Genomic DNA, 23206 nt, shown 5'->3' on the forward strand with positions numbered 1-23206 from the left:
AACCGCTGCGCACTTTTGCGGGAATTGCTCTAACCCGACTTCGCAATCTGCTTGGAGGCGGCGTGCTCCGGCTCGAGGTAACCGGCACCGATGGCGACATACAGATCCACATAGTCCTTGGCGACCTGTTGAACGCTCGCGGCAAGGCTTGCCTCCGCATCGGAGACCGAACGCTGCGCGTCCAGAATATCGAGCAGCGACGAGGCGCCATCCTTGTAGCTCGTGGTCGAAAGTGCCAGCGATTCCAGCGCCGTCTGCACCTGCCGGCGCAACGGCTCCAGCGTCTGCGTGTCGCGGCGAACCGCCGACAGCGCGTTTTCGACCTCTTCGACCCCGTTCAGCACCGCCGCTTTCCACGCGAGATATTGGGTCTTCGCATCGGATTTTTCGATATCGACATTCGCGCGCAATGTGCCGCCATCGAAGATCGGCAGGTTGAGCGATGGCCCGAAAGACCAGCTCGTCAGGCTTGCGCCGCTGCCTGATGATTTGACCCAGCTCGGCGAGATCGAACCGGACAAGGTGATCGACGGGTAGAGCTGGGCTTCGGCTGCGCCGATATCGGCGACGGCCGCCGCCAGCTCGCGCTCGGCCTTGCGAATATCCGGACGATTGCGGATGAGATCGGCGGGAATGCCAGCGCGAATGTCGCCGCGGAAGACCGGTTGGCCGGCACTCTTCTTCAGCTCGTCCGTCAGCGAAGCCGCTGGCATCCCGAGCAGCGTGGCGATGTGATGGGCCGATTCCGTGAAGCTCTTTTCGAGGCCGGGTACGTCGGCCTTTGTCGACTGCACCAGGCCCTCGGCCTGAACGACATCGAGGCGGGAGGCTGCACCGGCTTTCAGCTGCAGCTGCGTCAGTTCATAGGTCTGCTGGCGGGATTTCAAACTCGCTTGGGAAAGCGCGATGCGCTCCTGGTAGTAACGGGCGTCGATATAGCTCTCGACAAGGTCCTTGAGGAAGGTGAGCTTCGCATTGTCGGCCGTCGCATAGGCGGCCCCCAGCGAGGCGATTGCGCTCTCTTTCGAGCGACGGTACTGGCCGAAGACGTCGAGCAGCCAGGAGAGGCTGGCGTCGCCGCTCGTCGTGTTCGTAGTGCCGATTGTCGTGCGGAGCCGGCCCTTCTCGCCGGATAATGTGTGCGATGCATCGACAGTCAGGCTCGGCAAGCCGCCGGCGCCGGCGACCGTGACATTGGCGGCGGCCGAGTTGATGCTTTCGAGCGCCTGAAGCACATCGAGATTTTCGCTGAGGCCATGGGCCACCAGGCCGTCGAGCCGCTTGTCGCGAAAGGCCGTCCACCACTCAGCCACCACGACATTGCCGTTGCTCTTGTTACCTCCCTCTGCGAATTTCGCGGGAAGCGGCATTTGCGAGGGAACGTGATCCGGGCCGCTGACGCAGCCCGTCAGCAGAATTGTCAGTGCGGATGCAGCGTAGCGGAGGGATGATGGTCTTGTGGGAAACGACGTACTCACGGGCGAGCCTTCTGAACCGGGATCGTGGGTTCAGGCTTAGCGATGCCAGCGTTAATGGCGGTTAAGAAACTGTAAAGTTAGGTAAAATCCGGCACCGCCTCGTCAGGCGATGCGGATCAGGTTTCATCATTGGCCGCGCCATAGGGCGCCGGCACCCTCGGAAGCTCCAGGGTGATCGCCAGGCCGCCGGCCTCCGGCAATGATGCACGCACGCGCCCGCCATGGCGTTCGATCGCCTGCCTGCTGATGGCGAGACCCAGACCGTATCCGCCTCTCGGCACGGCGTCTTTCCCGCGTGAGAACGGCTGGAAGATCCGTTCGAGTTCGTCCCGTCCGACACCTGGCCCCTGATCCGTCACGCAGATCTTGAGGCGGTCGGCCGTCGCCTCGCAGGAGACGGTGATGCGCGAACGATCGGCTGTGTATTTTACGGCGTTGCGGACGACGTTTTCGAGCGCCCGGTAGATCAGTTCGCCTTCGACCTCGGCGCGGAAGATGCCGTCGATACTCTGCGTGATCGAGACCTCGCGCGCCTGGGCTTCGAATGCCGCATCGCCGAGGATTTCGTTGAGCAGCTCAATGACATCCAAGGTCTGCGTTTTCAGCGGCCGGCTGGAACCCGCCGTCAGCCTGGCAAGCGTCAGCACCTCGCCCACCAGCATGTCGAGCCGTTCGACCTCCCGGTCCATACGGTCCAGCATGGCGGTAAGTTTGGCCGGGCTCTGCCGGAGCACGCCGACGGCGGCCTGCAGGCGGGACAAAGGCGAACGCAGTTCGTGGGAGACGTCATGGAACAGCCTCTGCTGCGCATCCTGGAGCTCCTGAAGCCGGGCGGCGCTGGAATCGAAATCATAGGCCAGTGCCGTCACCTCATCCTTTCGGCCGGCCATTTTATCGCCGATGCGGAAGTCGAAGCGGCCATGGGCAAGCGCGCTCAAACCGTCGCGCAGATGGACGACGGGACGAATGAGGTATCGTGCCAGTGCGCCCGCCGCGATCGTGCTCGCGATCAGGATGGTGAGCCACGGCATGAACGGGCCAAGGTCGTCGAAGGTGGAACTGGCCGGCGCCGACACGGAAAGCCGATAGCAGTCGCCATCCTTCAGCACGGATCGCGTAATGACCGTGTTCTTCTCGGCGCAGGCGGCAGCTTCCCCAGGCTTCGAAACGCTCAGGCCGAGCGGCTGCGTCTTCTCGCTTGTGGTCACGAAACGCGCGGCTGCGGCTTCGCCGTCCTCAACCAGAATGTTTGCAGTCAGGTTCAGCACGAGCGTCCGCCGCTCCTGGTCCAGCTCGCCTGCGAAGGGAACCGCCTGAACAAGTTTGACGATAAGGATAATGACAGCGAGGCTTGCCGCCAGCGTCAGCCAGATGATCCTGAAGAATTTCCAGAAAAGCCGGGGCATGATCAGTCCACGAGAAGTTGATAGCCCTGGCCGCGGACGGACTGGATCCAGGATTGCCCGTCCTCCCTCAGCCCGAGCTTCTGGCGAACACTGCTGATATGGACATCGATACGGCGGTCGAACGGCGTGAGCGGCTTGCCGAAGGCCCGCTTCGAAATCTCCTGCTTCGATACAAGCTGGCCGGCGCTGCGGGCGAGAACCTCGAGCAGGCTGAATTCGGTGCCGGTCAACTCCAAGGTCTGGCCGCGCCATTCGGCGCTTCTGCTGCCGGAATGGAGCACGAGCTGTCCTGCTTTGATCGTGTCGGTCGATACACCGGCCGCCGGCTGACCGGCGCGGCGCAGGATGGCCCGCAACCTCGCGGCCAATTCGCCCGGCGAACATGGTTTCGGCACATAGTCGTCGGCGCCGAGATTGAGGCCCGATATCCTGTCGACGTCGTCGCCTCTTGCGGTCAGCATCACAACGGGGACCTGGCTCAGCTTCCGGATCCTCTGCAGGACTTCGATCCCGTTCATCCGGGGCATCATGATGTCGAGCACGATGATATCGACCGTATTGCCGGCTGCCGCGGCAATGGCGGCGCGGCCATCCGTATCCGTTACGACGTCATATCCTTCCTCGACCAGATATTCCTGCAGAAGCGTCGTCAGCTCGGCATCGTCGTCGATGAGGAGAACCTTGTTCATTCGCATTATCCGTCATTAGAACAGGATGATTTTAGACCGGGTCGGCCTAAAATCTGAATCCTGTTCTACATTAAAGAGTGAGAGCATGATGTCGTCCGAAAACCGCTCACACTTTTCGGCATCATGCTCGAATCCGGGCAAGCCATACAGCACGAACACGCTCGCGCGGCCAAGTTTTACCTAACTTAACGCCAACTTGACCGCACTTAACATTCGCCCCGTTACCTATCCTGCCATGACATCGACGCGAGCTGCGATCGGATTGCCGTGCATCAGCCGCAATCCTTCATCGAGCTGATCGCGGATCGGGAAAGGCAGCGATGCCTTTGACCACAAGGAGTGCATCGTTGAGAAAACCATCCAAACCACTCGCCGCCGCGTTCGTTGCGGTCGCGCTTTTCTTCTCCCTCCGCAATGCCGCAGCCGAGCAGGTGGCAGCTCCCGCTCTCACCGTCTCTCTGACGGCGCCGGTGCAGCGGGACTGGCCTGAAACCGTTCCGGCGAGCGGATGGCTGAAACCCTGGCAGGAAGCGGTCATTGCCTCCGAAACCGGCGGCCTGCGCATAACCGATGTCCTGGTCGATGTCGGCTCCGTGGTCACGAAGGGACAGCCGCTCGTCCTGCTTTCCCAGGAAAGCGTGCTCGCCGATCTTCGCAAGCAGGAGGCCGCCGTCGAGACCGCCAAGGCAAGTCTTTCGAAGGCCAAGGCCAACGCCGACCGGGCGCGGCAGCTCCGTCCCTCGGGCGCGCTTTCCGACGAGAAGATTGTCGAATATCTGGCCGACGAGCAGACGGCGACGGCAAGTCTCGCATCTGAAGAGGCGGCACTCGACAGCGAAAAGATCAAGCTTGCGCAGACCACCATCACCGCCGTCGACGACGGTCTCATAACGTCCCGTTCCGCCAATCTCGGCGCTGTCGTCTCCGCCGGCACCGAGCTGTTCCGCATGGTTCGCCAGCAGCGTGTCGAATGGCAGGCCGAAATTTCAGCGCGTTACCTCCCACGCATTTCGGAAGACTTGAGCGTCAAGATCAACGGGCCGGACGGCCATGCCATTGACGGCAAGGTGAGACTTGTCGGGCCTTCGGTCAGCACCGATACCAGTCGGGCAATCATCTATGTGGCGCTTCCCACCGACGTCCGTCCGCGCACCGGCCTCTATGTCACCGGCAACATCGAATTGCAGACCTCTCCGGCGCTGACCGTTCCCGAGACGGCGATCGTGTTCCGGGACGGCATCAGTTACCTCTTCACTTCAGGTGAGGATCAGCGGGTGCAAAAGGTCAGGGTGGAAACCGGCCGCCGCAACAATGGTGAGGTGGAAATCGTCTCCGGAATAGATCGCTCGTCGAAGGTGGTGAGCTCAGGCGGCGCGTTCCTGTCGGACAACGACCTCGTGAAGATTGCGGAGACAAACTGATGAACTTCTCAGCCTGGTCGATCCGCAATCCTGTACCGGCGATATTGCTGTTTGTGATGCTGACAGCCGGTGGGCTCTTGGCCTTCAAACAGCTGCCAATCCAGAATTTCCCCGACATGGACCTTCCCACAATCAACGTCACCGCTACCCTCGACGGCGCGGCGCCGACGCAGCTCGAAACCGAGGTGGCTCGTAAGATCGAGGATAGTCTTGCCGCGCTCAGCTATCTCGACCACATCACCACGACCATCACGGACGGCACCGTTTCGATCAAGGTGTCCTTCAAGCTGGAAAAAAACAGCGAAACGGCCCTGAACGAAGTCCGCAATGCCGTCGACAGCGTCAAGGGCGACCTGCCGGCGCAGATGGAGACGCCTAGCGTCAGCAAGGTCACCGTACAGAGTTCCGCGCTGGTCACCTTTGCCGTTCGCTCGACCGCTCTCAACGAGACCGAACTTTCCTGGTTTGTCGACAATGATCTGACCAAGGCGCTGCTTTCGGTGTCGGGTGTCGGGCAAGTCAACCGCATCGGCGGGATCGACCGTGAGGTTCATGTGGATCTCGATCCCGCGACGATGGCGTCGCTGGGCGTCACCGCGGCCACCGTGTCGTCGCAGCTGAAGGCCGTGCAGACGGATACATCGGGCGGCCTTGGCGAAATCGGCGGCACCCGCCAGACCTTGCGCACGCTCGGCGCCCTGCCATCGGTCGAGGCGCTGAAGGGGCTCAAAATCCCCCTGGCGAACGGCCAGCAGGTTCGCCTCGATGACGTCGCATCCATCACCGACAGTTTCGCCGAGCGCTCCTCGATGGCCTATCTCGACGGCAAGCCGGTGATCGCGGTCGAGATCAAGCGCTCGAACGGATTTTCCGACAGCGGTGTTGCCGCCGATGTCGACAAGGCGATCAAACAGTTCGCCGCCAAGCATTCCGACGTGCAGATCGACGAGGCTTACAGCACGATCGGCCCGATCATCGGCAACTACGATGGTTCGATGCACATGCTGTACGAAGGCGCGATCCTGGCGATCATCGTTGTCTGGCTTTTCCTCCGTGACTGGCGGGCGACGATCCTGTCGGCCGTGGCGCTGCCCTTGTCGGTCATACCGACCTTCCTTGTCATGTACCTCACCGGCTTCAGCCTGAATATCGTCACGCTGCTCGCGCTGTCGCTGGTAGTCGGCATCCTCGTCGACGATGCCATCGTCGAGATCGAGAACATCGCCCGCCACCTGCAGATGGGCAAGCGGCCGATCGATGCCGCCCTCGAAGCGGCCGACGAGATCGGACTTGCCGTCATAGCAACCACCTTCACGCTGGTCTCGGTCTTCCTGCCGACGGCGTTCATGAGCGGCATACCGGGCCTTATATTCCGCCAGTTCGGCATCACCGCCGCCGTCGCCGTGCTCGCCTCGCTCGTGGTCGCGCGCCTGCTGACGCCGATGATGGCCGGCTATTTCATGAAGGCCCATCCGACCGAGGAGAAGGATGGCCGGATCATGCGTGCCTATATCGCCATCGTGAAGGCCGCCATGAACCGCAGGAAGACGACTGTGGCCGTCACTGCCATCGTCGTGGCGCTCTCGCTTTCGACCATCCCCTTGCTGAAATCGGGCTTCCTGCCCGCGTCCGACGATGCGCGGACCCAGATTGCGCTGACCATGCAACCGGGCGCCACCATCGAACAGACGGATGCCACGGCCAGGAAAGCCGCGGATATTATCGGCAAGCTTCCCGACGTGACGCATGTCTTCTCAGCCGTCGGTTCGACGTCCTCGGGCGGCGGTCCCGACGCCAGCACCACGAGCGATGTCGGATCGGCCACAATCGTCGCCGTGCTGCCGCCCATCGACGAGCGCTATCGCAAGCAGTCTGAAATCGAAAACGACATCCGACAGGCGCTCTCCGTCCTCCCCGGCGTGCGTGTGGAGGTCGGCGGCGGCGGCAATGGCACGAAACTCGAGATCACGCTGGCGAGCGACGACGCAAACGTGCTCGACAGCGCCAGCACGGCGCTCGAGGAACAGCTCCGCACACTGCAGGGCATCGGAGCGGTGACATCGACAGCCGCCAGACAGGCGCCCGAGATCCAGATCACACCCGACTTTGCGCGCAGCGCAGCACTCGGGGTAACCTCGAGCGCCATCGCCGAGGCCGTGCGCGTGGCGACGAGCGGGGAATATTCCTCCGACCTGCCGAAGCTCAACCTGCCTCAGCGGCAGATTCCCATCGTCGTCCGCTTCTCGCCCGAGACGCGCACCAATCTGGACGATATCAAGAACATGCGGGTGGCGGGAACCAACGGCAACGTCGATCTCGGATCGATTGCCGACGTGAGGATTGGCGGCAGCCCCTCCCAAATCGATCGTATCGATCGGATGCGCAATGTCACCCTTTCCGTCGAACTCAATGGCCGCATCCTCGGCGACGTCAATCGCGAGGCGCAGGCGCTGCCGGCGCTCCGGCATCTTCCGTCGGGCGTCACTCTTGTCGAACAGGGCGAACTTCAGCGCAGTTCGGAACTGTTTCAGAGTTTTGCGCTGGCGATGGCAATCGGCGTCTTCTGCATCTACGCGGTCCTCGTTCTGCTCTTCCACGATTTCCTGCAGCCGCTCACCCTTCTGATGGCTCTGCCGCTCTCGCTCGGCGGCGCGTTGGTGCCGCTCGTGCTGACCGGAACGAGCTTCTCCATGCCCGTAGTCATCGGCCTGCTCATGCTGATGGGCGTGGTGACGAAGAACTCCATCCTGCTCATCGAATATGCGATCATGTCGCGTCAGCGTGGCATGGCCAGGTTCGACGCCTTGGTGGATGCCTGCCACAAGCGCGCACGGCCGATCGTCATGACCACCATCGCCATGGCATGCGGCATGCTGCCGGCCGCGCTCAGCCTGATGGGCGGGGATTCGAGCTTCCGCCAGCCGATGGCGATCGTGGTGATCGGCGGCGTGGTGATGTCGACGCTGCTCAGCCTCATCGTCATCCCCGTCATCTTCACCTTCGTCGATGATCTCGAACAGGTCCTCAAACGGTTGCTGCGCCGGATCGGCCTGGCTGAGGAGATCGCCGGAGATGAACCGCATGCGTCCAACGATCACGCGGCGGTCGCCTTCCAGCCCGAGCAGTCAAGGCGAGGGCAAGGTCAGAGATGATCTCCGCTCCTCATCTGATCGGCCAGATTGTCCAGCGCCAGACGACGGCCGGTGACGGCAAGCTCTTCGGCCGCGTTCCTCTCCCCCGGAACAAGGCCGCGGGACGTGTTCCCCCGCAGGCGGCCACAAGCCGCTTGCGCGTCCTGCTATCCGACTGACAGCGGCTCCATCGCTTCGAAATCGGGCAAGGCGCCGCTCGCATAGCCGATCGCCCCGAGCGAACCGATGGTAATCCGGCCGTCGCGGATCGACAGGAACGGTCCGTCGGCGCCCTGTTCGTAGAGATCGGCATGGGCTGCGGCAAAGCGCGCCCTCTCCGCCTGCGGTGCAGCTTGCATGCCGGCCACATAGTGATGGCCGTTGCGCTCGGCATGGGAGAGGCCGAGCAGGGAAACCAGCGCCAGATCCTGCTGCACGCTAAGCCCGGCCTGGCAGGTCAGATCCTCGCCCGAGAGGAACAAACCCGGCACCGTTCCTGTTTTGATGCGGATCGCCTTCAGCAGCGAGCGGTAAATGCCCTTGCAGGTTTTTGAGGAGACCCCGGTGTAGCCGAGCCGCCGGGCGTGGGCAAAAGCGCCGTCGCTACCGTCGCTCTCGTCGATCAGGAACGGCAACTGCGCCGCCAGATCCCCGAGCGGCGTTTCCATGGTGATCGCGCGCGCGAACGGCTGCTCGACAAAGGTAATGGCCGCACGCAGCCTCGCCAGCCGGGGCATGGCCTCGATTTGCGCCAGCAAGGCGCCGAGCTGTTCGGCAGCGTCGAACTGTTCGTTGCCGTCGACCGTCACCTGGTAGTCGGGCAGGCGGTCCAGCACGGCGGCAATCCGCGCCAGGCGGTCGATATCGGCATCGACCGTGCCCGAAAGCTTGATCTTGAACCAGCGATTGCCATAGCGCGCGATCACCGCCTCAAGGCTCTGCGGCAGGCCGTCATCGACGGGATCGATGATTTCGCCCTCGGTGATCGGGTCGAGAAGTCCGATCGTATGCCGGGCCGAGATCGACCCGGCCGGGCGAAGGCCGGCAAGCACCGCAGAGGCGCCATCCGCGTCGATATCGCCAGGCAGCATCGAGCCGCCAATGCCGACGAGGTTTTGGCGCACCGCATCGAAGAAGGAAATGCCGGCAAGACGGCAATAGGCATCGAGTGCTGCGCGGGCGATAAGCGAAGGTCCGAAACCGGCGACCAGCGGATTTCCGGGCAGGCGCCGCACGGTTTCCATCTCGTTCAGGCGGGCGGCGGCAAACAATGTCGTCGGCGCTGAAGCTTCGAGCGACGCAGCGGCAGCGGTGCGGATCGAGCCGCGCAATTGATCGACATTCTGCGCCGGTGTCAGCGCCGGGTTTTTGTCGAACCATTTCGGCACCATCATTTCGGCGGCGGCGCCGATGGCGGTTTTGCCCTCTTCATTCTCGACGCGGACTCTGAGGAAGGCTTGCGGCGCCTTTTCCAGCGTCGCCGCGCCGAAGCGGAACGGCAGACGCAGGTTGATCTCGCGCTCGAAAGCGTCGATCTCGACGATCCTGATGCGCGGCGCCGTCACCGAACCTTGCGTGTTTCTGTCCATGCTCATGCCATCCGGTCGAGCATGGCGCGCGACACTTCGTGTTGGAGCGGCTCCCGGCGCAGCAGCCGGCCGATCTCGTCCACCATAGCCTGGCCTTGGGCGAGATGCGCCTCTTCGGTGTGGCCGGCGGCATGGGGCGAAATGGTGACATTGGCGAGACCGGGGTCGCGGAACGGGCTTTCCGGCGGCAGCGGTTCATTGTCGAAGACATCCAGAGCCGCCTCGATGCGGCCGGCGCGGATCTCGGAAAGCAGCGCCACCTCATCGACCAGCTCTGCGCGCGCCGTATTGATGAACAATGCGCCGGGGCGCAACAGCGCCAGTTCGCGGGCGCCGATCATCCGGCGCGTCTCGGGCAGGACGGGCGCATGCAGGGAAATCACATCGCTCTCAGTGAGCGCATCGTCCAGTCCTGTCCTGACGACGCCGAGCGCGGCTGCCTCGCTGCCACTGAGATAGGGATCGACGACCAGCACCCGGCAGCCGAATGGCACGAGCAAGCGCATCACCGCCCGTCCGACATATCCGGCGCCGACGATGCCGACCGTTCTGGCGCCCAGCAATCTTTGCGGCACGGCGGCGCGAACGTCGAGCCATTCACCGCCGCCGCGCAATGCATGATGCAGCCGGTGGATGCCGCGCATGGCGAGCAACGCTTCGGCGACGACGAACTCGGCAACCGAGGCGGCAATTTTCGAGGCGGCATGGGTGACGCGAAGGCCGTCGTCGAACAGACGGGCCGGGACTAGCGTACGGATGCTGCCGGCCGAATGCGCGACAAGGGCGAGTTGCGGATGGCGCTGGCGCGCGGCGAGATCGAAGGGCGGCGTGCCCCATCCGGTAAGGCAGGCCGTAGCGCCCTGCAGCAGCCGGTCGGCATCGACGGCGTCGATCGTGGCGCCGGCCGGCCAGCGCACCTCGCCGAGGGCGTTCAACTCAGCGGTCGCCGCATCGTCCAGCATCATGCGGCGGGTCTTTTCGGTCAAAAGCACGGCAATGATGGGAGCTTGTTTGCTCATGGCTCTACTCTTTCGCTGCGGCGACCAGGCGCCTGAGATGGGCAAGATCGGCGCGGACTTTAGCGAGCGCCTGTTCCCGTGGAACTCGGTATTGGGAATGCATCGAGAGCACGCCGGCAAATCCGGTGGTCACCAGATGCGCAATGATTTCGTTCCAGGGCACCATACCGTCATCGAGCCCATACCAATCCGAGTGCCAGGCACGTTGGCCGTCGGCTCCGTAAGCGCCTGGAAACCAGCCGCAGTTCTTGACGCCCATGCAACAGAACCACGGATCGAGAAGCTCAAGGCTCAGACGCCAGTCCTCGCTCCCCTCGCGAATGATCTGATTGGCCGGATCGGGATAGGCGCCGATCCTGATGGGATCGCGCCCGACGAGCAATTGCATCGCCAGCGCGCCGGAACTGTGCAGGGTCCCGCCGTGCAGCTGGATGGTCAGCTTGACGGCGAACCGTTCGGCGAGACGCTCGAAACCATCCAGGTCGCGCCGCGCCTCATCGACCTGAACCTTCCAGCGCCGCGACGGATCATAGCGCCAGAAGCCGAGCCGGACCTGGCCGATGCCGGCTTCGCCGCAATAGCCGAGAAGCCGGGATGCCGCATCGTCGGGCTGCGTCGAGTCGATGGTCGCCATCGGGCTGCGCAGTCCGGCCGCCGCAAAGAGCTTTACGGCCCTGACAATTTCCTCCGGCCGGCCGGGGGAAACGGCCTGGCCATCGCGAACGAGAAGGTCGGCACAGTCGAACCCCAGGCCCGCCGTGATCTCCGCCGCCTGCTCCAGCGGCAGGCCTTCCAGGGTTTTGGTGAAATAGGCGATATCCATCGTTCAGATCCCAGGCAGGAAGGCGCGCTGTTCAAGCGCGAGAGATACAAAGCTCGCTGCGGCGGCCAAACGCATCGCGGGCGTACACCGCATAACGCGCGCCCTCTGGCGGCGACATATGCAGGAATGCCGTCGAGATCAGCGGCACGGGACTGACCTTTTCAAAAGCCTTGCCGTCGGTGCTGGTGAGGATATCGTAGAAGATGGCCGGGCTGATATCGCCGGCAGCCCAGAACAGCATGCGCTCCTCCCGGCCGCCGAGGCCGAGGTAACGTTCGACGACGAGACCGGTTGGCGCGGCCGGGGGCGCACCTGTGTCGGGCACGACAAGCACCTGCGTCAGCGACGGCAACGGCAAGTCCAGATCGACGCTGACCCGGCCTTCGTCGCAGGCGATGACGCTGATCGGATGCAGTAAGGCCGGCTCCTGGGCGCGGCGCAGGTCGGCAAATTGCGCCTCATCAGGTTCGGGCGGAGCGCCGACCGGCTCGAAGGGGCCGCGCGGATTGTTTTCGTCGCGCTGGGCCTCCCAGACCTCCATCGGATTGGTGAACTCCTCGTCGATCCGCAGCAGGCAAAGCGCGTGGCGGCCGGGAACCAGCCCGTTGACCTCGAGGCGGACGGCAGTCCGGCCCGAACGGTTGATGGAGTCGACGCTGTGGATGAGGCTGATGGAAACGCCGCCGCCCGGCAGCCGTGTCGGCAGGATCGCCAGGCCATCCTGGTCGGGCGTCAGCACCGGTTCGGCCGTCACCCTGCAGACGGTATCGCCGAGCGTTGCCAGCAGTTCCATGGCTGTCAGGCCGGGCTTTTTGATGATGTCGAAGGGCGGCGCACGATCGACATCCGTGACCAGCATGGCGAGATCGGTCTTGTGCTCCCACTGCGCCTTGGTGAAATTGCGCGAACCGAAATAGGCAAAGATCGTGCGCTGGCTCCAGCCGCCGATAAAGGCATGATCATTGCTGAGGAAGGTGAAATTCGCCGCTTTCGGGGCGATGATGCGCCGGTCGTGCTGTTCGATGATGCGGGCGATGATACCGGCGTAATAGGCTTTGCCGTGCCAGCTATGATGATCGCTCCAGCCGAGCTGCGGATCGCATTCGTCGTTGACGATCGGCAGGCCCGCAAGCCGCGGATGATGCTCCTTGAGATAATCGACGACGAGAAGCGTGCGATCGACGATGGCGTTGGTTTTCGGGGTCAGGTCATCCTTGCTGCCGTTGACGCCCTTTTCGTGGATCGAGATGTAATCGATGCGCGGCGGGCCGTCCCCGCTCAGGCAACTCGTACCGCTGTCGCAATGGGCCATGAGAGCGCGAAAGATCGGCGAGAGCGTACGGGCGGTGCCGGGTCCGCCCATCGGCAGCCCGGGACCGATGGCGTCGAGCCCAGCGACGCAGGCGTCGTAATAATTGGTGTAGCCCTTGATGCCATAGGTCCACCAGCCGGAATCGGCCTCATTCGTCGTTTCGAAATACCATGTGCGCAATTCGTCCATGCCGTAGCGGGCGCCATAGCGCTCCACCGTCACCGTCACGAGATCGCGCCAGCGCTTGACCTGGTCCATGTCCTCGTAGTCGGTGAACAGGCCCGACGGGTTGCCCATCAGCTCGAAAAACGGCTTCAGCCGATGTTCGATCATCACGTCGAGAGCGCGGTCAAGCAGCGACCAGTCGTAGCCGCCTGCGTCGCTGGTCGAGCGCAGCAGGTTGTAGAGGTAGTGGACGCGCAGGAACCTGATGCCTTCGTTCGGCAGGCCGCCGATATAGGCGAGCATCTGGCGCATCTCGGGTTCGAGCAGCAGCTCGGCAGGCGAAAAGCCGGTGCCGCGCCAGAACCGCTCGAAGGGGCGCACCGTTTGGCTGGCATCAACGTTTATTCGCGTCCGTTCACGCATGGATCGTCTCTCCTTGGGCGGAAATCTGTCCGTGCCCCGCAAAGCCGGCACGGGAGGTCAAGAGCCTGATTATTTGAACTTTTCACGCATCGCATCGATGCCGGGGATGGTTTTGGTCAGATGCTGATGGGCGGGATCGAAGCGCTGGATCAGCCCGCGGCGATGCTTGCCGACAAGAATGGTGAAGATATAGCCGCGATGGCCGGGCGACGTGACGGTCGGGTGGTAGCCACGATCGACCAGGACAGTATCGCCGTTGCGGGTCATGAGGATCTTGACCGGACCGTCGTCGTCATAAGTAATCTGGCTGCCGAAGCCGGTTTCGGGCTGGAAGCGGTAGTGATAGAGCTCCTCGTGCAGGGTCTCGGCATCGCCGTCTTCCGTATCGTGCTTGTGGGGAGGATAGCCTGACCAGCAGCCCTCGCCGGCATAGAGCTCGCTCACCAGGAGGTTGCCGCAGCGGCCGTTCTGCCGTTGCCCAAGCAGGTGGACGATCCGCCGCTGGCTATGCGTGTCGGGCGAGCCGACATTGACCGCGTCGACCTCCTCGGGCGTGACCCGGAACGGGGCGTAGCGCGTCTCGCAGAGGCCGCCGGCGATCGCAATTTCCGCCGGGCCGCCACGGGCCGATATCCGGACATTGACGTCGACGGGCGCGTAAACCGAGTCCGCATCGCCTCCCCAGATATCGGCTCGCCGGCCCACAGCTTCGAACGTGATCTCATCCACCTCGATATCCACCTGCCCCGACAGCACGACGTAGAGGCTTTCGTGCAAGGGCAGCCGCCGCGTGTCCCGACCATCGGCCGGAAGCGCGAGGAGGTCGAAGTAGATGAGATCGAGCGTCCTGGAGGAGGTATCCACAATGGGACGCTGCTCGGAGCGTGGAATGAATTCGGGCATCAATTGAACTCCGGAACGGTACGATCGGTGAAAGGATTGAGGGTCAGGGATTCGGCGTGGTGACAGGCCACTTCGTGTCCATCGACGGTGACGGTACGCAACGCCGGCAGCTCCTGCCTGCAAAGCTCGGTGGCGTAGCGGCAGCGCGGATGAAAAGCACAGCCGGGAGGCGCATGCGCGGGGTCGGCAACCTCGCCCGCCAGCCGGATGCGCCGGCCGTGGCGGCGCATCCTCGGATCGGCGATTGGCACCGCCGAGAGCAGCGCTTCGGTATAGGGATGGAGCGGACGCGAAAAGATCTGCTCCGTCGGCGCCTTTTCGACGACTCGGCCCACATACATGACGGCGATATTGTCGGAGATGTGCCGGACGACCGAGAGGTCGTGGGCGACGAAGAGATAGGTCAGGCCGAACTGTTCCTGAAGGTCCTGCAGCAGGTTGATGGTTTGCGCCTGCACGCTGACATCGAGCGCCGAGACGGCCTCATCGGCGATCACCAGCCGCGGATTGGACGCCAGCGCCCGGGCAATGCCGATGCGCTGGCGTTCGCCGCCGGAGAAGGCATGCGGATAGCGGCGCATATATTCAGGCCGCAGACCGACGCTCTGCATCAGCTCGGCGACCCGGTGCTCGAGTTCCCGTCCCTTGGCGATGCCGTTGACACTCAGTACTTCGCCGATGATGTCGATCACGGGAAGGCGCGGATTGAGCGAGGATTGCGGATCCTGAAACACGATGCGCAGGTCCCGATGGATTTCCGTGAGGGCGGGGCCTGAGAGTGCCGCGAGATCCACCGTGCCGCCGCTGCGGTCGCGATAGCGGATTTCTCCGCTGGTCGGCCGATAGATGCGCAGGACGGTGCGGGCAAGCGTGGACTTGCCGCAGCCGGATTCCCCGACAATGCCGAGTGTTTCGCCATCTTCGACGCGAAGCGAAACGCCGTCGACCGCCTTGACATGCCCGACCACCTGCCGGAATGCACCCTTGCGGATCGGGAAATGCATCCTGAGATCGTTCAGTTCGAGCAGCGGGCTTCGTTGCGTCATGGGATCGGCCATCATTGTCTTGCCTCGTAAAGCAGGCAGCTGGCGACATGCCCGTCGCCGATGGCGACGGGTTGCGGATCGCTTCGGTCGCACAGGCCCGCCCTCGCCTCTCTGCATCGCGGATGAAAGCTGCAGCCCTCGGGCCGGTCGAAACGCGAGGGCACCATGCCCTCGATGATCGCGAGCCGTTCGGTCGGCTGGCCATGCATGCGCGGCACCGATTGCAGCAGGGCCTTGGTGTAGGGGTGGGCGGGTGCATGGAAGATCGTGTCGACATCGCCCGCCTCCACCACCCGGCCGACATACATGACGACGACTTCGTCGGCGATTTCGGCCACGACGCCGAGATCATGGGTGACGAACAACACCGAGAGCCCGAATTCGGCCTGTAGCGAGGCCAGCAGGTCGAGGATATTGGCCTGGGTGGTCACATCGAGCGCGGTGGTCGGCTCGTCGGCGATCAAGAGCTTGGGACAGCAGGCGAGCGCCAGCGCGATGCAGACGCGCTGGCGCATGCCGCCGGAAAACTGGAAGGCATAATTTTCCATGCGCTCGGCCGGCCGCGGAATGCCGACCAGCGCCAGCGTCTCGATCGCATGTTCGCGCGCCTCCTTCTTTCCCATCTTGAGGTGCAGGCGGATCACTTCCATCATCTGGTTACCGATCGTATGAACGGGTGAAAGTGCGGCCATCGGCTCCTGGCTGATCAGGCCGATCTGGGCGCCGCGGATTGCCCGCATGTCGCGGCCGCGCGGATCGAGCGAGGCGAGATCAATGGCGGGTGCGGCCGGATCGGGCCGATAGCGGATCGCACCCGAGACGATCCGCCCGCCCCGCGGAACCTGATTGAGGATCGAGCGGCCGGTGATGCTCTTGCCCGAACCGGATTCGCCGACGACACAGACCGTCTTGCCGCGGGGGATGGAAAAGGAAACACCGTCGACCGCCCGCACCGTGCCCGCACCGCCGAAGAAGTGGGTCCTGAGGTCGTCGACCGCGATCAGCGCGTCGCCATCGGCGCGCCCACCGCCGGCCGCGGCGAAATTGGAATTAGTATTCATAGGGATCTGCAGCATCGCGTAATCCATCACCGAGGAAATTGAGGGCGAGCACGGTGACGATCACCGCAAGACCAGGAAGAAACAGCCATGGCGCGCTCGAGACCGCGAGAATGTTCTGCGCCTCCTGAAGCAGCACGCCCCAGCTCACCACCGGCGGGCGCAGGCCGATGCCGAGGAAGGAGAGCGCGGTTTCGGCGAGAATCATCGTCGGGATGGCGAGCGTCACCGAGGCGATGATGTGGCTCATGAAGGAAGGAACCATATGCCGCCAGATGATGCGCATTCGCGAACAGCCATCGAGATGAGCGGCGATGACGAAATCCTCAGTCTTCAACGACAGGAACCGTCCGCGCACTACCCGCGCGAGGTCGGTCCAGCCGATCAGCGACAGGATGACCGTGATCCAGAGATAGACCAGGATCGGATCGGCGCTGATCGGAACGGCGGCCGCAAGCCCCATCCACAGCGGGATCGTCGGGATCGAGTTGATGAGTTCGATGCAACGCTGGATGACATCGTCCACCCAGCCGCCATAGAGCCCGGAGATGCCGCCGAGGATAATGCCGAGGATGAGGCTGATCGTGACCCCGATCAGCCCGACGGACATCGAAACACGGGTGCCGTGCACCGTCCGGCTGAAGACGTCACGACCCAGACGGTCGGCGCCGAACAGGTAGAATGGCTTGCCGGCCTCGACCGGGCCGATCAGGTGCCGGTCCAGATCGAACAGCCCCCAAAGCCGATAGGGTTCGCCTTTGACGAAGAAGCCGACGGGAATGACTACAGCTGGATCCGGCACGTAGTTGCGGCTGAGCGCGATCGGATCGATCGTCATCGAATAGCCGTTGACATAAAGCGGGTGGAATCCGCCCGCCGGGTCGTAGCCGGCGAACCTCAGCTGCTGGGGCGGCGCATAGGTGTAGCGGGAATCGTAGGTCTGCGATGAAACCGGGGCGAGAATCTCGGCAAAGATGGCGACAAGGTAGATCAGAAAGATGACGACGCCGGCGGCCAGCGCCAGCCGGTGGCGACGGAAGCGCCGCCAGATGAGTTTCCACTGGCCGGCAACGGCGTCGGAATTGCGGACGGGTTCAGGCGATAGCGCGATGGCTTGATCGGTCATATCTATCGTCCTTCAGCCATTGCGGATACGGGGATCGAGCCAGGCGAGCAGCAGGTCTGAGATCAGCGTGCCGATCAGCGTCAGCATGCTCATCAGCAGGATGAAGGTGCCGGCCAGATACATGTCCTGGGCAAACAGGGCATTGAGCAGAAGCGGCCCGGTGATCGGCAGGCTGAGAACGATGGAGACCACCACCGAACCCGAGACGAGGTGCGGCAGCACCCAGCCGACGGTGGAGACGAAAGGGTTGAGCGCCACCCGCACCGGATATTTCAATAGCAGCCGGATTTCGCTGAGGCCCCGAGCCCGGGCCATATCGACATAAGGCTTGTTGAGCTCGTCCAGCAGGTTGGCACGCATGATGCGGATCAGCGCAGCCGTAGCGCCGGTGCCGAGCACGACGACCGGGATCCACATATGTGACACGAGATCGCCGAGTTTGGCCCAGCTCCAGGCGGCATTTATATAGCTCGGCGAATACAGCCCGCCGACGCTTTGGCCGAAATACTGCGCCGAGACGAACATCAGCACCAGCGCCAGCAGGAAGTTCGGAATGGCGAGGCCGAGGAAACCGAAGAAGGTGGCGAAATAATCGCCCACCGAATATTGCCGCACCGCCGAATAGATGCCGATTGGAAAGGCCACCGCCCAGACGAAGAGCAGCGTGGTCACCGAGACCACCATCGTCAGGCTCATGCGTGCCCAGATCAGTTCGCTGACCGGCTTGTTCCAGTCGAAAGACTGGCCGAAATCGCCATGCAGCAGAATGCCGCTGATCCATTTCCAGTATTGCACCGCCCAGGGCTGATCGAGGCCATAGCGTTCGCGCAGGCCGGCGATAACGCCGGGGTCGATGGTTTCGCTCTGCGAGGCGAGGCGCGCGGTCATCGCGGTCAGGAAGTCACCCGGCGGCAGCTGGATGATGATGAAGGTCACGACGGAGATCGCAAACATCATCGGGATCATGTAAAGCAGACGTCTGATGATGAAGCCGGCCATGTTCAAGCTCCTTCAACCGGCGATCGCCGATCGGTCTGGGTGATTGGGGCGGGGCTGGTGTCGGAAGGGCGCCCGCGGACGCCATTCCGGCCGATCATGTGTCTTATTGCTGGTAGTAGAAGGTCTCGGGCTTCGCCGGTCCCGGCGTCATGTAGAACGACGTGCTGGGGATGACCTTGGGGACGTTGCGCATAGCGGTCTTGACGATGCCGACGCGGTCCGGCTCCAGGTTGGTGCCGATGACGTAGAATTCGTCACGCGTGATCGCCAGCAGTTCTTTCATCGCTTCAAGCTGCTTTTCGAGCGTCGGGGCTTCCTGCACCTGCCGATAGAGATCCATCTGCTTCTTGGCGGCTGGGCTGGGCTCCTCAGCGTTCGGATCCTTGGGGTTCTGGTAGTAGAGGCCCCAGGCTGTCGCGAAGCTTGATTCATACTCATGCGGGAAATACCATTTGGGATCGAGCAGGCCGAGGAAATCGTAGCCCCCGCCGCCGACCCAGGCGAGACCGTCATTCTCGTTGTTCTGCAGGCGGGAGAAGATCAGCGAACGCTCGGCCGGCCGGGGCTGCATGTCGATGCCGACCGCCCGCCAGTAGCGCTGGATCATTTCGAGCGCGTCGACCTGGATCGGGCTTCCGGTCAGCGCATCGATCGCAAAGGTGATCCGCTTGCCGTCCTGACCGAGGCGATAGCCGTCGCCGTCTTTTTTGCTCAGGCCGGCCTTGTCGAGATACTGGTTGGCGAGGTCGACGTTATATTCCAGATATTGCGTCGCCATTTTCTCGTCGTAGAGCGCGGTGCCTTCGCGGGGTGCCGCCTGATAGGGCTTGGCTTGTCCGGCATAGATCAGCTGGTTGAGCTCCTCGCGGTTGATGGCATAGCTGAGGCCGATGCGAAAATCCTTGTTGGAGAAGACGGCGCGCAAGGCCGGATTCTTGTGGGTCTCGTTCAGGGTGATCAAAAGGGCGTTCGACCATGCCGGCCGGGCGATGAACAGGCCGTAACCGGCCTTCTGCTGGTTCTGCACGATGACAGTGCGGGCGTCCGTCGTCTCGATGAAGCGGTTCTGCATGTCGATTTCGCCGCTGATCGCCTTCAGGATGATCGCCTGGGTATCCTGCATCACGTCGATGGTGATGCGATCGAAGTAAGGCAGCTGATTTCCTGAAGTATCCACCTTGGCATAATAGGGATTGCGTTCGGCGACGACCTGGGTGGTGCCGTTATAGGGCGCGGTCAGCACCCAGGCGTCGAGCGTCGGGCGGCCGAGATCACGCCAGCGGCCGGGGAAGCCGATCTTGTTGTTGAAGAGCTGGACCCAGTCGGTCGCGCCGGCCGCCTTTACCAGGGCGTCGACGCCGTCGGGATTGAAATCCTTGTGGAACTGCTTGAGGTAATGGGCCGGTGCGGCAGCGAGGATATCGGAACCGCGCACGGTCGCCATGTTCATCAGGAACAGGCCGTTCGGGGCAGCGAACTTGAAGACCACCTTGTCGTCGGCGAGCTTTTCGACCTTGACGGTCTGACCACCCGCGGTCAGCCAATCCGGCGCTGCAGGCGTGATCTTGGTGTTGCGCAGCACGTTCTCGTTCCACCACACCAGATCGTCGGCGGTGAAGGGCTCGCCGTCCGACCAACGCGTGCCTTCCCGCAGGGTGAACGTGTATTCGGTGGCATTCTCGTTGACCTCGACGCTCTTGGCGATGTCGGGGATCACCTCGGTCCATTCCGGATTCCAGCGGACCAATCTCGTATAGCCGATCGAACGTTCGATCTCGCTGTCGCCGCCGCCAAAGGTGGCCGTGCGCCAGGTGCCGCCATAGGTACCGACCGATTCAAGCGGCGTCAGCACCAGTGGCTCCTTGGGCAGCCGCTTTTCAACCGGCGGCAGCTTGCCGGCGTCGACCAGCGCCTTCAATTCCGGCGACTCCTGAAAGCCGAAAGCGGCGCCGGCCCAACCGACACCCATGAGGATCGCCGCGGCAACGGTCGAAACAACCTGCCGTCTTAGAATTCTGACGTGCTGCATTCTGTCCTCCCAACATTCTGCATAGGCTATCGTTAACGTATTCTCCTCTTTTGCGAACGTTATCGTTATCGTAATCTCTTGTCAAAAAGATTCGTTCCGCCCGATACTCGACCCACAAGGCTTGGCTTTCTCGAAAATCCTGTTAGTTATCGTTATCGTAAATTCCCCGCCCTTCTCAGAGACAGCCGTTGAGCCGCCCCAAAGAACCAGACTCCAAAATAACCATCGCCGATGTCGCCCGCGCCGCAGACGTGTCGCCGATGACGGTATCGCGCGTACTCAACGGCCAGGGCGGCGCCAGCGCGGAAACCAGTCAACGCATCATTTCAGCAGCAAGCGAACTCAATTACCGGCCCAATCCCTTTGCGCGCGGATTGCGGTCCGACCGGTCGAAAACCATCGGCCTTCTGGTTCCAGACATCACCAATCCGTTTTTTCCCGAGGTCATCCGGGGGGCCGAGGATGCCGCGAGCGCCGCCGGCTACAATCTGCTTCTGGCCAATGTCGTCGAGAACAGCAAACGTGAGGAAGAACTCATCGAAACGCTGCTGCGGCATCGAGTCGACGGGATCATCGTCTGCAGCGCCCGACTGCCCGATGCGGCGCTTCATAAGGCGCTGGCGCCCCACCGCGCCGTGGTCCTCATCAACCGCGAGGCGCCCAACGAGATCGCCGGGACGATCGTCACCGACTACGAGACCGGGGCATCGCGTGCCGTCGATCATCTGGTCGAGCGCGGCCGCCGCAAAATCGCGATCGTCGCCGGGCCGCGCAGCTCGTTCGGCGGCAAGAGCCGTCTCGTCGGTTTCCGCAAGACGCTGGCGGCCCATGGGCTGAAGGCGCATGGCATCGTCTATTGCGATCCGACCGCGGCCGGCGGGCAGACGGCGGCCGCGCAGTTGCTGGCGGAAACGCCGGGCATCGATGCCCTTATCTGCTACAACGACCTCAATGCGATCGGCGCCATGAAGGCCTGCCGGGCAGCCCACATCTTGATCCCCGAGCAGATCGCCCTCATCGGCTTCGACGACATCCCGACGGCCGAACTGCTGTCTCCGGCGCTCACCACGCTGCGGGTGCAGAAACGGGAAATGGGAGAGGAAGCCGTGCGCCTGCTGCTCAGCCGCATCGCCACCAAGAACCGTCAGCACGGCATCGTCATCGTGCCCGAACTCATCGTCCGCGAAACGACCTGATTCCACTATCAACAGGAGGAATATCCCATGGATGGCGACAATCTGCATTCACTGGCCTTGCCCGAGGAGAAGAAGGCCTGGTTCGTCCACGAGCGGTTCGGCATGTTCGTGCATTGGGGGCTTTATGCCCTGCCGGCGCGCCATGAATGGGTTAAGAGCCGCGAAGAACTGAACGACGCCGACTACCAGAAATATTTCGATCATTTCGATCCCGATCTCTATGACCCGCGTGAATGGGCGAGACGCGCCAAGGCTGCGGGCATGAAATACGTGGTGCTGACGACCAAGCATCATGAAGGCTTCTGCCTCTGGGATACCAAGGCGACCGACTTCAAGGTGACCAACACGCCTTATGGCAAGGATCTGCTGCGCCCATTCGTCGACGCCTTCCGCGCCGAGGGCCTGAGGATCGGCTTCTACTATTCGCTGATCGACTGGCATCATCGCGACTTCACGGTCGATCCGCGCCATCCGCAGCGCAATCATCCCGATGCGTTAGAGATCAACGAAGGCCGTGATATGCTCCGTTATGCCGCCTTCATGCGCGAACAGGTGCGCGAGTTGCTGACCGAGTTCGGGCAGATCGACATCATGTGGTTCGATTTCAGCTATCCGCAGTGGAAGCTCGGAGAGTTGGTCGGAAAGGGCCATCGGGACTGGGAAAGCGAGAAGCTCGTGCGCATGGTGCGCGAGCTTGCCCCCGACATCATCATCAACAACCGCCTCGATCTCGCCGGTCTGCAGCCCGACATCGTCACGCCGGAACAATATATGCCGCGCGCCTGGCCGAAACGCGACGGCAGGCGCGTCGTCTGGGAAGCCTGCCAGACGCTCAGCGGTTCCTGGGGCTATCACCGCGACGAGGACACCTGGAAAAGCACGGAGCAACTGGTGCAGATGCTGGTCGGCACCGTTGCCATAGGCGGCAATCTGCTGATGAATGTCGGGCCGACGGCGCGCGGCACGCTCGACCACCGCGCAATATCAGCCCTTGCCGCCTATGAGGAGTGGATGGCGCTGCACGAGCGCAGCATCGTCGGCTGCACCCAATCGGACTTCACCGCCCCGCCCGATTGCCGCCTGACCCAGAACGGCGATCGCCTCTATATCCATCTCTTCAACTGGCCCTATAAGCATTTGCATTTCGATGCTTTGGCCGGAAAAGTCGAATATGCGCAATTCTTGCATGATGCCAGCGAAGTGACCTGGCTGCGCCCCTCCGCCAATACCTTATGGACGAACACCCAGTTCGCCGTCGCCGACGACGAACTGACATTCGTCCTGCCGGTGCGCCGACCCGGGGTCGTCGTCCCGGTCATCGAAGTCAAGCTTAAGGCCGGAAGCGCGCCCGCCGTTCAGGATTAAGATGCAACGGCTTGGGCGGGCGAGGCAT

16 protein-coding genes and 1 pseudogene are annotated in these 23206 nt (G+C 62.8%); 4 read left to right on the forward strand and 13 right to left on the reverse strand.

Annotated elements, in window-relative coordinates; translation table 11 throughout:
- Positions 1 to 29 precede the first annotated feature (29 nt).
- The 3 genes from HJB83_RS05590 to HJB83_RS05600 all read right to left on the reverse strand — a co-directional run bounded on the left by HJB83_RS05590 (position 30) and on the right by HJB83_RS05600 (position 3573).
- Complete coding sequence (locus HJB83_RS05590) at positions 30 to 1478, reverse strand: efflux transporter outer membrane subunit (RefSeq protein ID WP_221131391.1); 1449 nt, start codon at positions 1476 to 1478, stop codon at positions 30 to 32.
- Between the two features lie 116 nt (positions 1479 to 1594).
- A complete protein-coding gene (locus HJB83_RS05595) occupies positions 1595 to 2884 on the reverse strand; it encodes an ATP-binding protein (RefSeq protein WP_221131392.1) in 1290 nt (429 codons plus the stop codon).
- Positions 2885 to 2886: 2 nt separating this feature from the next.
- Complete coding sequence (locus HJB83_RS05600; RefSeq protein ID WP_221114970.1) at positions 2887 to 3573, reverse strand: response regulator; 687 nt, start codon at positions 3571 to 3573, stop codon at positions 2887 to 2889.
- A 320-nt stretch (positions 3574 to 3893) separates the two neighbouring features.
- Here HJB83_RS05600 and HJB83_RS05605 point away from each other — a divergent pair, with 320 nt between their 5' ends.
- Entirely contained in the window at positions 3894 to 4994 is a 1101-nt protein-coding gene (locus tag HJB83_RS05605) for an efflux RND transporter periplasmic adaptor subunit (protein WP_221131393.1), read from the forward strand.
- A complete protein-coding gene (locus tag HJB83_RS05610; protein WP_221131394.1) occupies positions 4994 to 8146 on the forward strand; it encodes an efflux RND transporter permease subunit in 3153 nt (1050 codons plus the stop codon). Before HJB83_RS05605 ends, HJB83_RS05610 begins: the two co-directional genes overlap by 1 nt.
- A gap of 146 nt (positions 8147 to 8292) precedes the next feature.
- Here the strand turns inward: HJB83_RS05610 and HJB83_RS05615 are convergent, their stop codons facing one another.
- The 10 genes from HJB83_RS05615 to HJB83_RS05660 form a co-directional block, all read right to left on the reverse strand.
- Positions 8293 to 9720, reverse strand: coding sequence for a mandelate racemase (locus HJB83_RS05615; RefSeq protein WP_221131395.1), 1428 nt, complete (start codon positions 9718 to 9720; stop codon positions 8293 to 8295).
- A complete protein-coding gene (locus HJB83_RS05620) occupies positions 9717 to 10733 on the reverse strand; it encodes a hydroxyacid dehydrogenase (RefSeq protein ID WP_221114974.1) in 1017 nt (338 codons plus the stop codon). The genes HJB83_RS05615 and HJB83_RS05620 overlap by 4 nt, the downstream gene beginning before the upstream one ends.
- Before the next feature lie 4 nt (positions 10734 to 10737).
- Positions 10738 to 11556 (reverse strand): sugar phosphate isomerase/epimerase, encoded by an 819-nt coding sequence (locus HJB83_RS05625; protein WP_221131396.1) that lies wholly within the window; start codon positions 11554 to 11556, stop codon positions 10738 to 10740.
- Positions 11557 to 11587: 31 nt separating this feature from the next.
- Entirely contained in the window at positions 11588 to 13456 is a 1869-nt protein-coding gene (locus tag HJB83_RS05630; RefSeq protein WP_221159542.1) for a GH39 family glycosyl hydrolase, read from the reverse strand.
- A 69-nt stretch (positions 13457 to 13525) separates the two neighbouring features.
- Entirely contained in the window at positions 13526 to 14359 is an 834-nt protein-coding gene (locus HJB83_RS05635) for a 5-deoxy-glucuronate isomerase (protein WP_221114977.1), read from the reverse strand.
- Positions 14359 to 15417 carry an ABC transporter ATP-binding protein gene (locus HJB83_RS05640; RefSeq protein ID WP_221115167.1) on the reverse strand — a complete coding sequence of 353 codons (1059 nt, stop codon included), beginning with the start codon at positions 15415 to 15417 and terminating at the stop codon, positions 14359 to 14361. The genes HJB83_RS05635 and HJB83_RS05640 overlap by 1 nt, the downstream gene beginning before the upstream one ends.
- Positions 15417 to 16466 carry an ABC transporter ATP-binding protein gene (locus HJB83_RS05645; RefSeq protein WP_259671288.1) on the reverse strand — a complete coding sequence of 350 codons (1050 nt, stop codon included), beginning with the start codon at positions 16464 to 16466 and terminating at the stop codon, positions 15417 to 15419. Before HJB83_RS05645 ends, HJB83_RS05640 begins: the two co-directional genes overlap by 1 nt.
- The gene (locus HJB83_RS05650) at positions 16456 to 17589 is read right to left on the reverse strand and encodes an ABC transporter permease (RefSeq protein ID WP_221114979.1); all 1134 of its coding nucleotides are present in this window, start codon (positions 17587 to 17589) and stop codon (positions 16456 to 16458) included. The genes HJB83_RS05645 and HJB83_RS05650 overlap by 11 nt, the downstream gene beginning before the upstream one ends.
- Before the next feature lie 12 nt (positions 17590 to 17601).
- Positions 17602 to 18588 carry an ABC transporter permease gene (locus HJB83_RS05655; RefSeq protein ID WP_207584875.1) on the reverse strand — a complete coding sequence of 329 codons (987 nt, stop codon included), beginning with the start codon at positions 18586 to 18588 and terminating at the stop codon, positions 17602 to 17604.
- Positions 18589 to 18691: 103 nt separating this feature from the next.
- Positions 18692 to 20617 carry an ABC transporter substrate-binding protein gene (locus HJB83_RS05660; protein ID WP_221114980.1) on the reverse strand — a complete coding sequence of 642 codons (1926 nt, stop codon included), beginning with the start codon at positions 20615 to 20617 and terminating at the stop codon, positions 18692 to 18694.
- Positions 20618 to 20805: 188 nt separating this feature from the next.
- Between HJB83_RS05660 and HJB83_RS05665 the strand changes: the two genes are divergently transcribed.
- Positions 20806 to 21813 (forward strand): LacI family DNA-binding transcriptional regulator, encoded by a 1008-nt coding sequence (locus tag HJB83_RS05665; RefSeq protein ID WP_207584873.1) that lies wholly within the window; start codon positions 20806 to 20808, stop codon positions 21811 to 21813.
- Between the two features lie 24 nt (positions 21814 to 21837).
- Positions 21838 to 23178, forward strand: a pseudogene (locus HJB83_RS05670) (alpha-L-fucosidase); the annotation flags it as partial.
- Positions 23179 to 23206 lie beyond the last annotated feature (28 nt).

It is taken from the genome of Rhizobium sp. NZLR11 (genome assembly GCF_019685115.1).
Classification (GTDB): Bacteria; Pseudomonadota; Alphaproteobacteria; order Rhizobiales; family Rhizobiaceae; genus Rhizobium.

What these genes read in the sequence shown, in the direction of transcription:
- HJB83_RS05595 (WP_221131392.1), bottom strand. Translation starts at nt 2,884, where the DNA reads ATGCCCCGGCTTTTCTGGAAATTCTTCAGGATCATCTGGCTGACGCTG.
- HJB83_RS05600 (WP_221114970.1), bottom strand. Translation starts at nt 3,573, where the DNA reads ATGAACAAGGTTCTCCTCATCGACGACGATGCCGAGCTGACGACGCTT.
- HJB83_RS05605 (WP_221131393.1), top strand. Translation starts at nt 3,894, where the DNA reads ATGCCTTTGACCACAAGGAGTGCATCGTTGAGAAAACCATCCAAACCA.
- HJB83_RS05610 (WP_221131394.1), top strand. Translation starts at nt 4,994, where the DNA reads ATGAACTTCTCAGCCTGGTCGATCCGCAATCCTGTACCGGCGATATTG.
- HJB83_RS05615 (WP_221131395.1), bottom strand. Translation starts at nt 9,720, where the DNA reads ATGAGCATGGACAGAAACACGCAAGGTTCGGTGACGGCGCCGCGCATC.
- HJB83_RS05620 (WP_221114974.1), bottom strand. Translation starts at nt 10,733, where the DNA reads ATGAGCAAACAAGCTCCCATCATTGCCGTGCTTTTGACCGAAAAGACC.
- HJB83_RS05625 (WP_221131396.1), bottom strand. Translation starts at nt 11,556, where the DNA reads ATGGATATCGCCTATTTCACCAAAACCCTGGAAGGCCTGCCGCTGGAG.
- HJB83_RS05630 (WP_221159542.1), bottom strand. Translation starts at nt 13,456, where the DNA reads ATGCGTGAACGGACGCGAATAAACGTTGATGCCAGCCAAACGGTGCGC.
- HJB83_RS05635 (WP_221114977.1), bottom strand. Translation starts at nt 14,359, where the DNA reads ATGCCCGAATTCATTCCACGCTCCGAGCAGCGTCCCATTGTGGATACC.
- HJB83_RS05640 (WP_221115167.1), bottom strand. Translation starts at nt 15,417, where the DNA reads ATGGCCGATCCCATGACGCAACGAAGCCCGCTGCTCGAACTGAACGAT.
- HJB83_RS05645 (WP_259671288.1), bottom strand. Translation starts at nt 16,466, where the DNA reads ATGAATACTAATTCCAATTTCGCCGCGGCCGGCGGTGGGCGCGCCGAT.
- HJB83_RS05650 (WP_221114979.1), bottom strand. Translation starts at nt 17,589, where the DNA reads ATGACCGATCAAGCCATCGCGCTATCGCCTGAACCCGTCCGCAATTCC.
- HJB83_RS05655 (WP_207584875.1), bottom strand. Translation starts at nt 18,588, where the DNA reads ATGGCCGGCTTCATCATCAGACGTCTGCTTTACATGATCCCGATGATG.
- HJB83_RS05660 (WP_221114980.1), bottom strand. Translation starts at nt 20,617, where the DNA reads ATGCAGCACGTCAGAATTCTAAGACGGCAGGTTGTTTCGACCGTTGCC.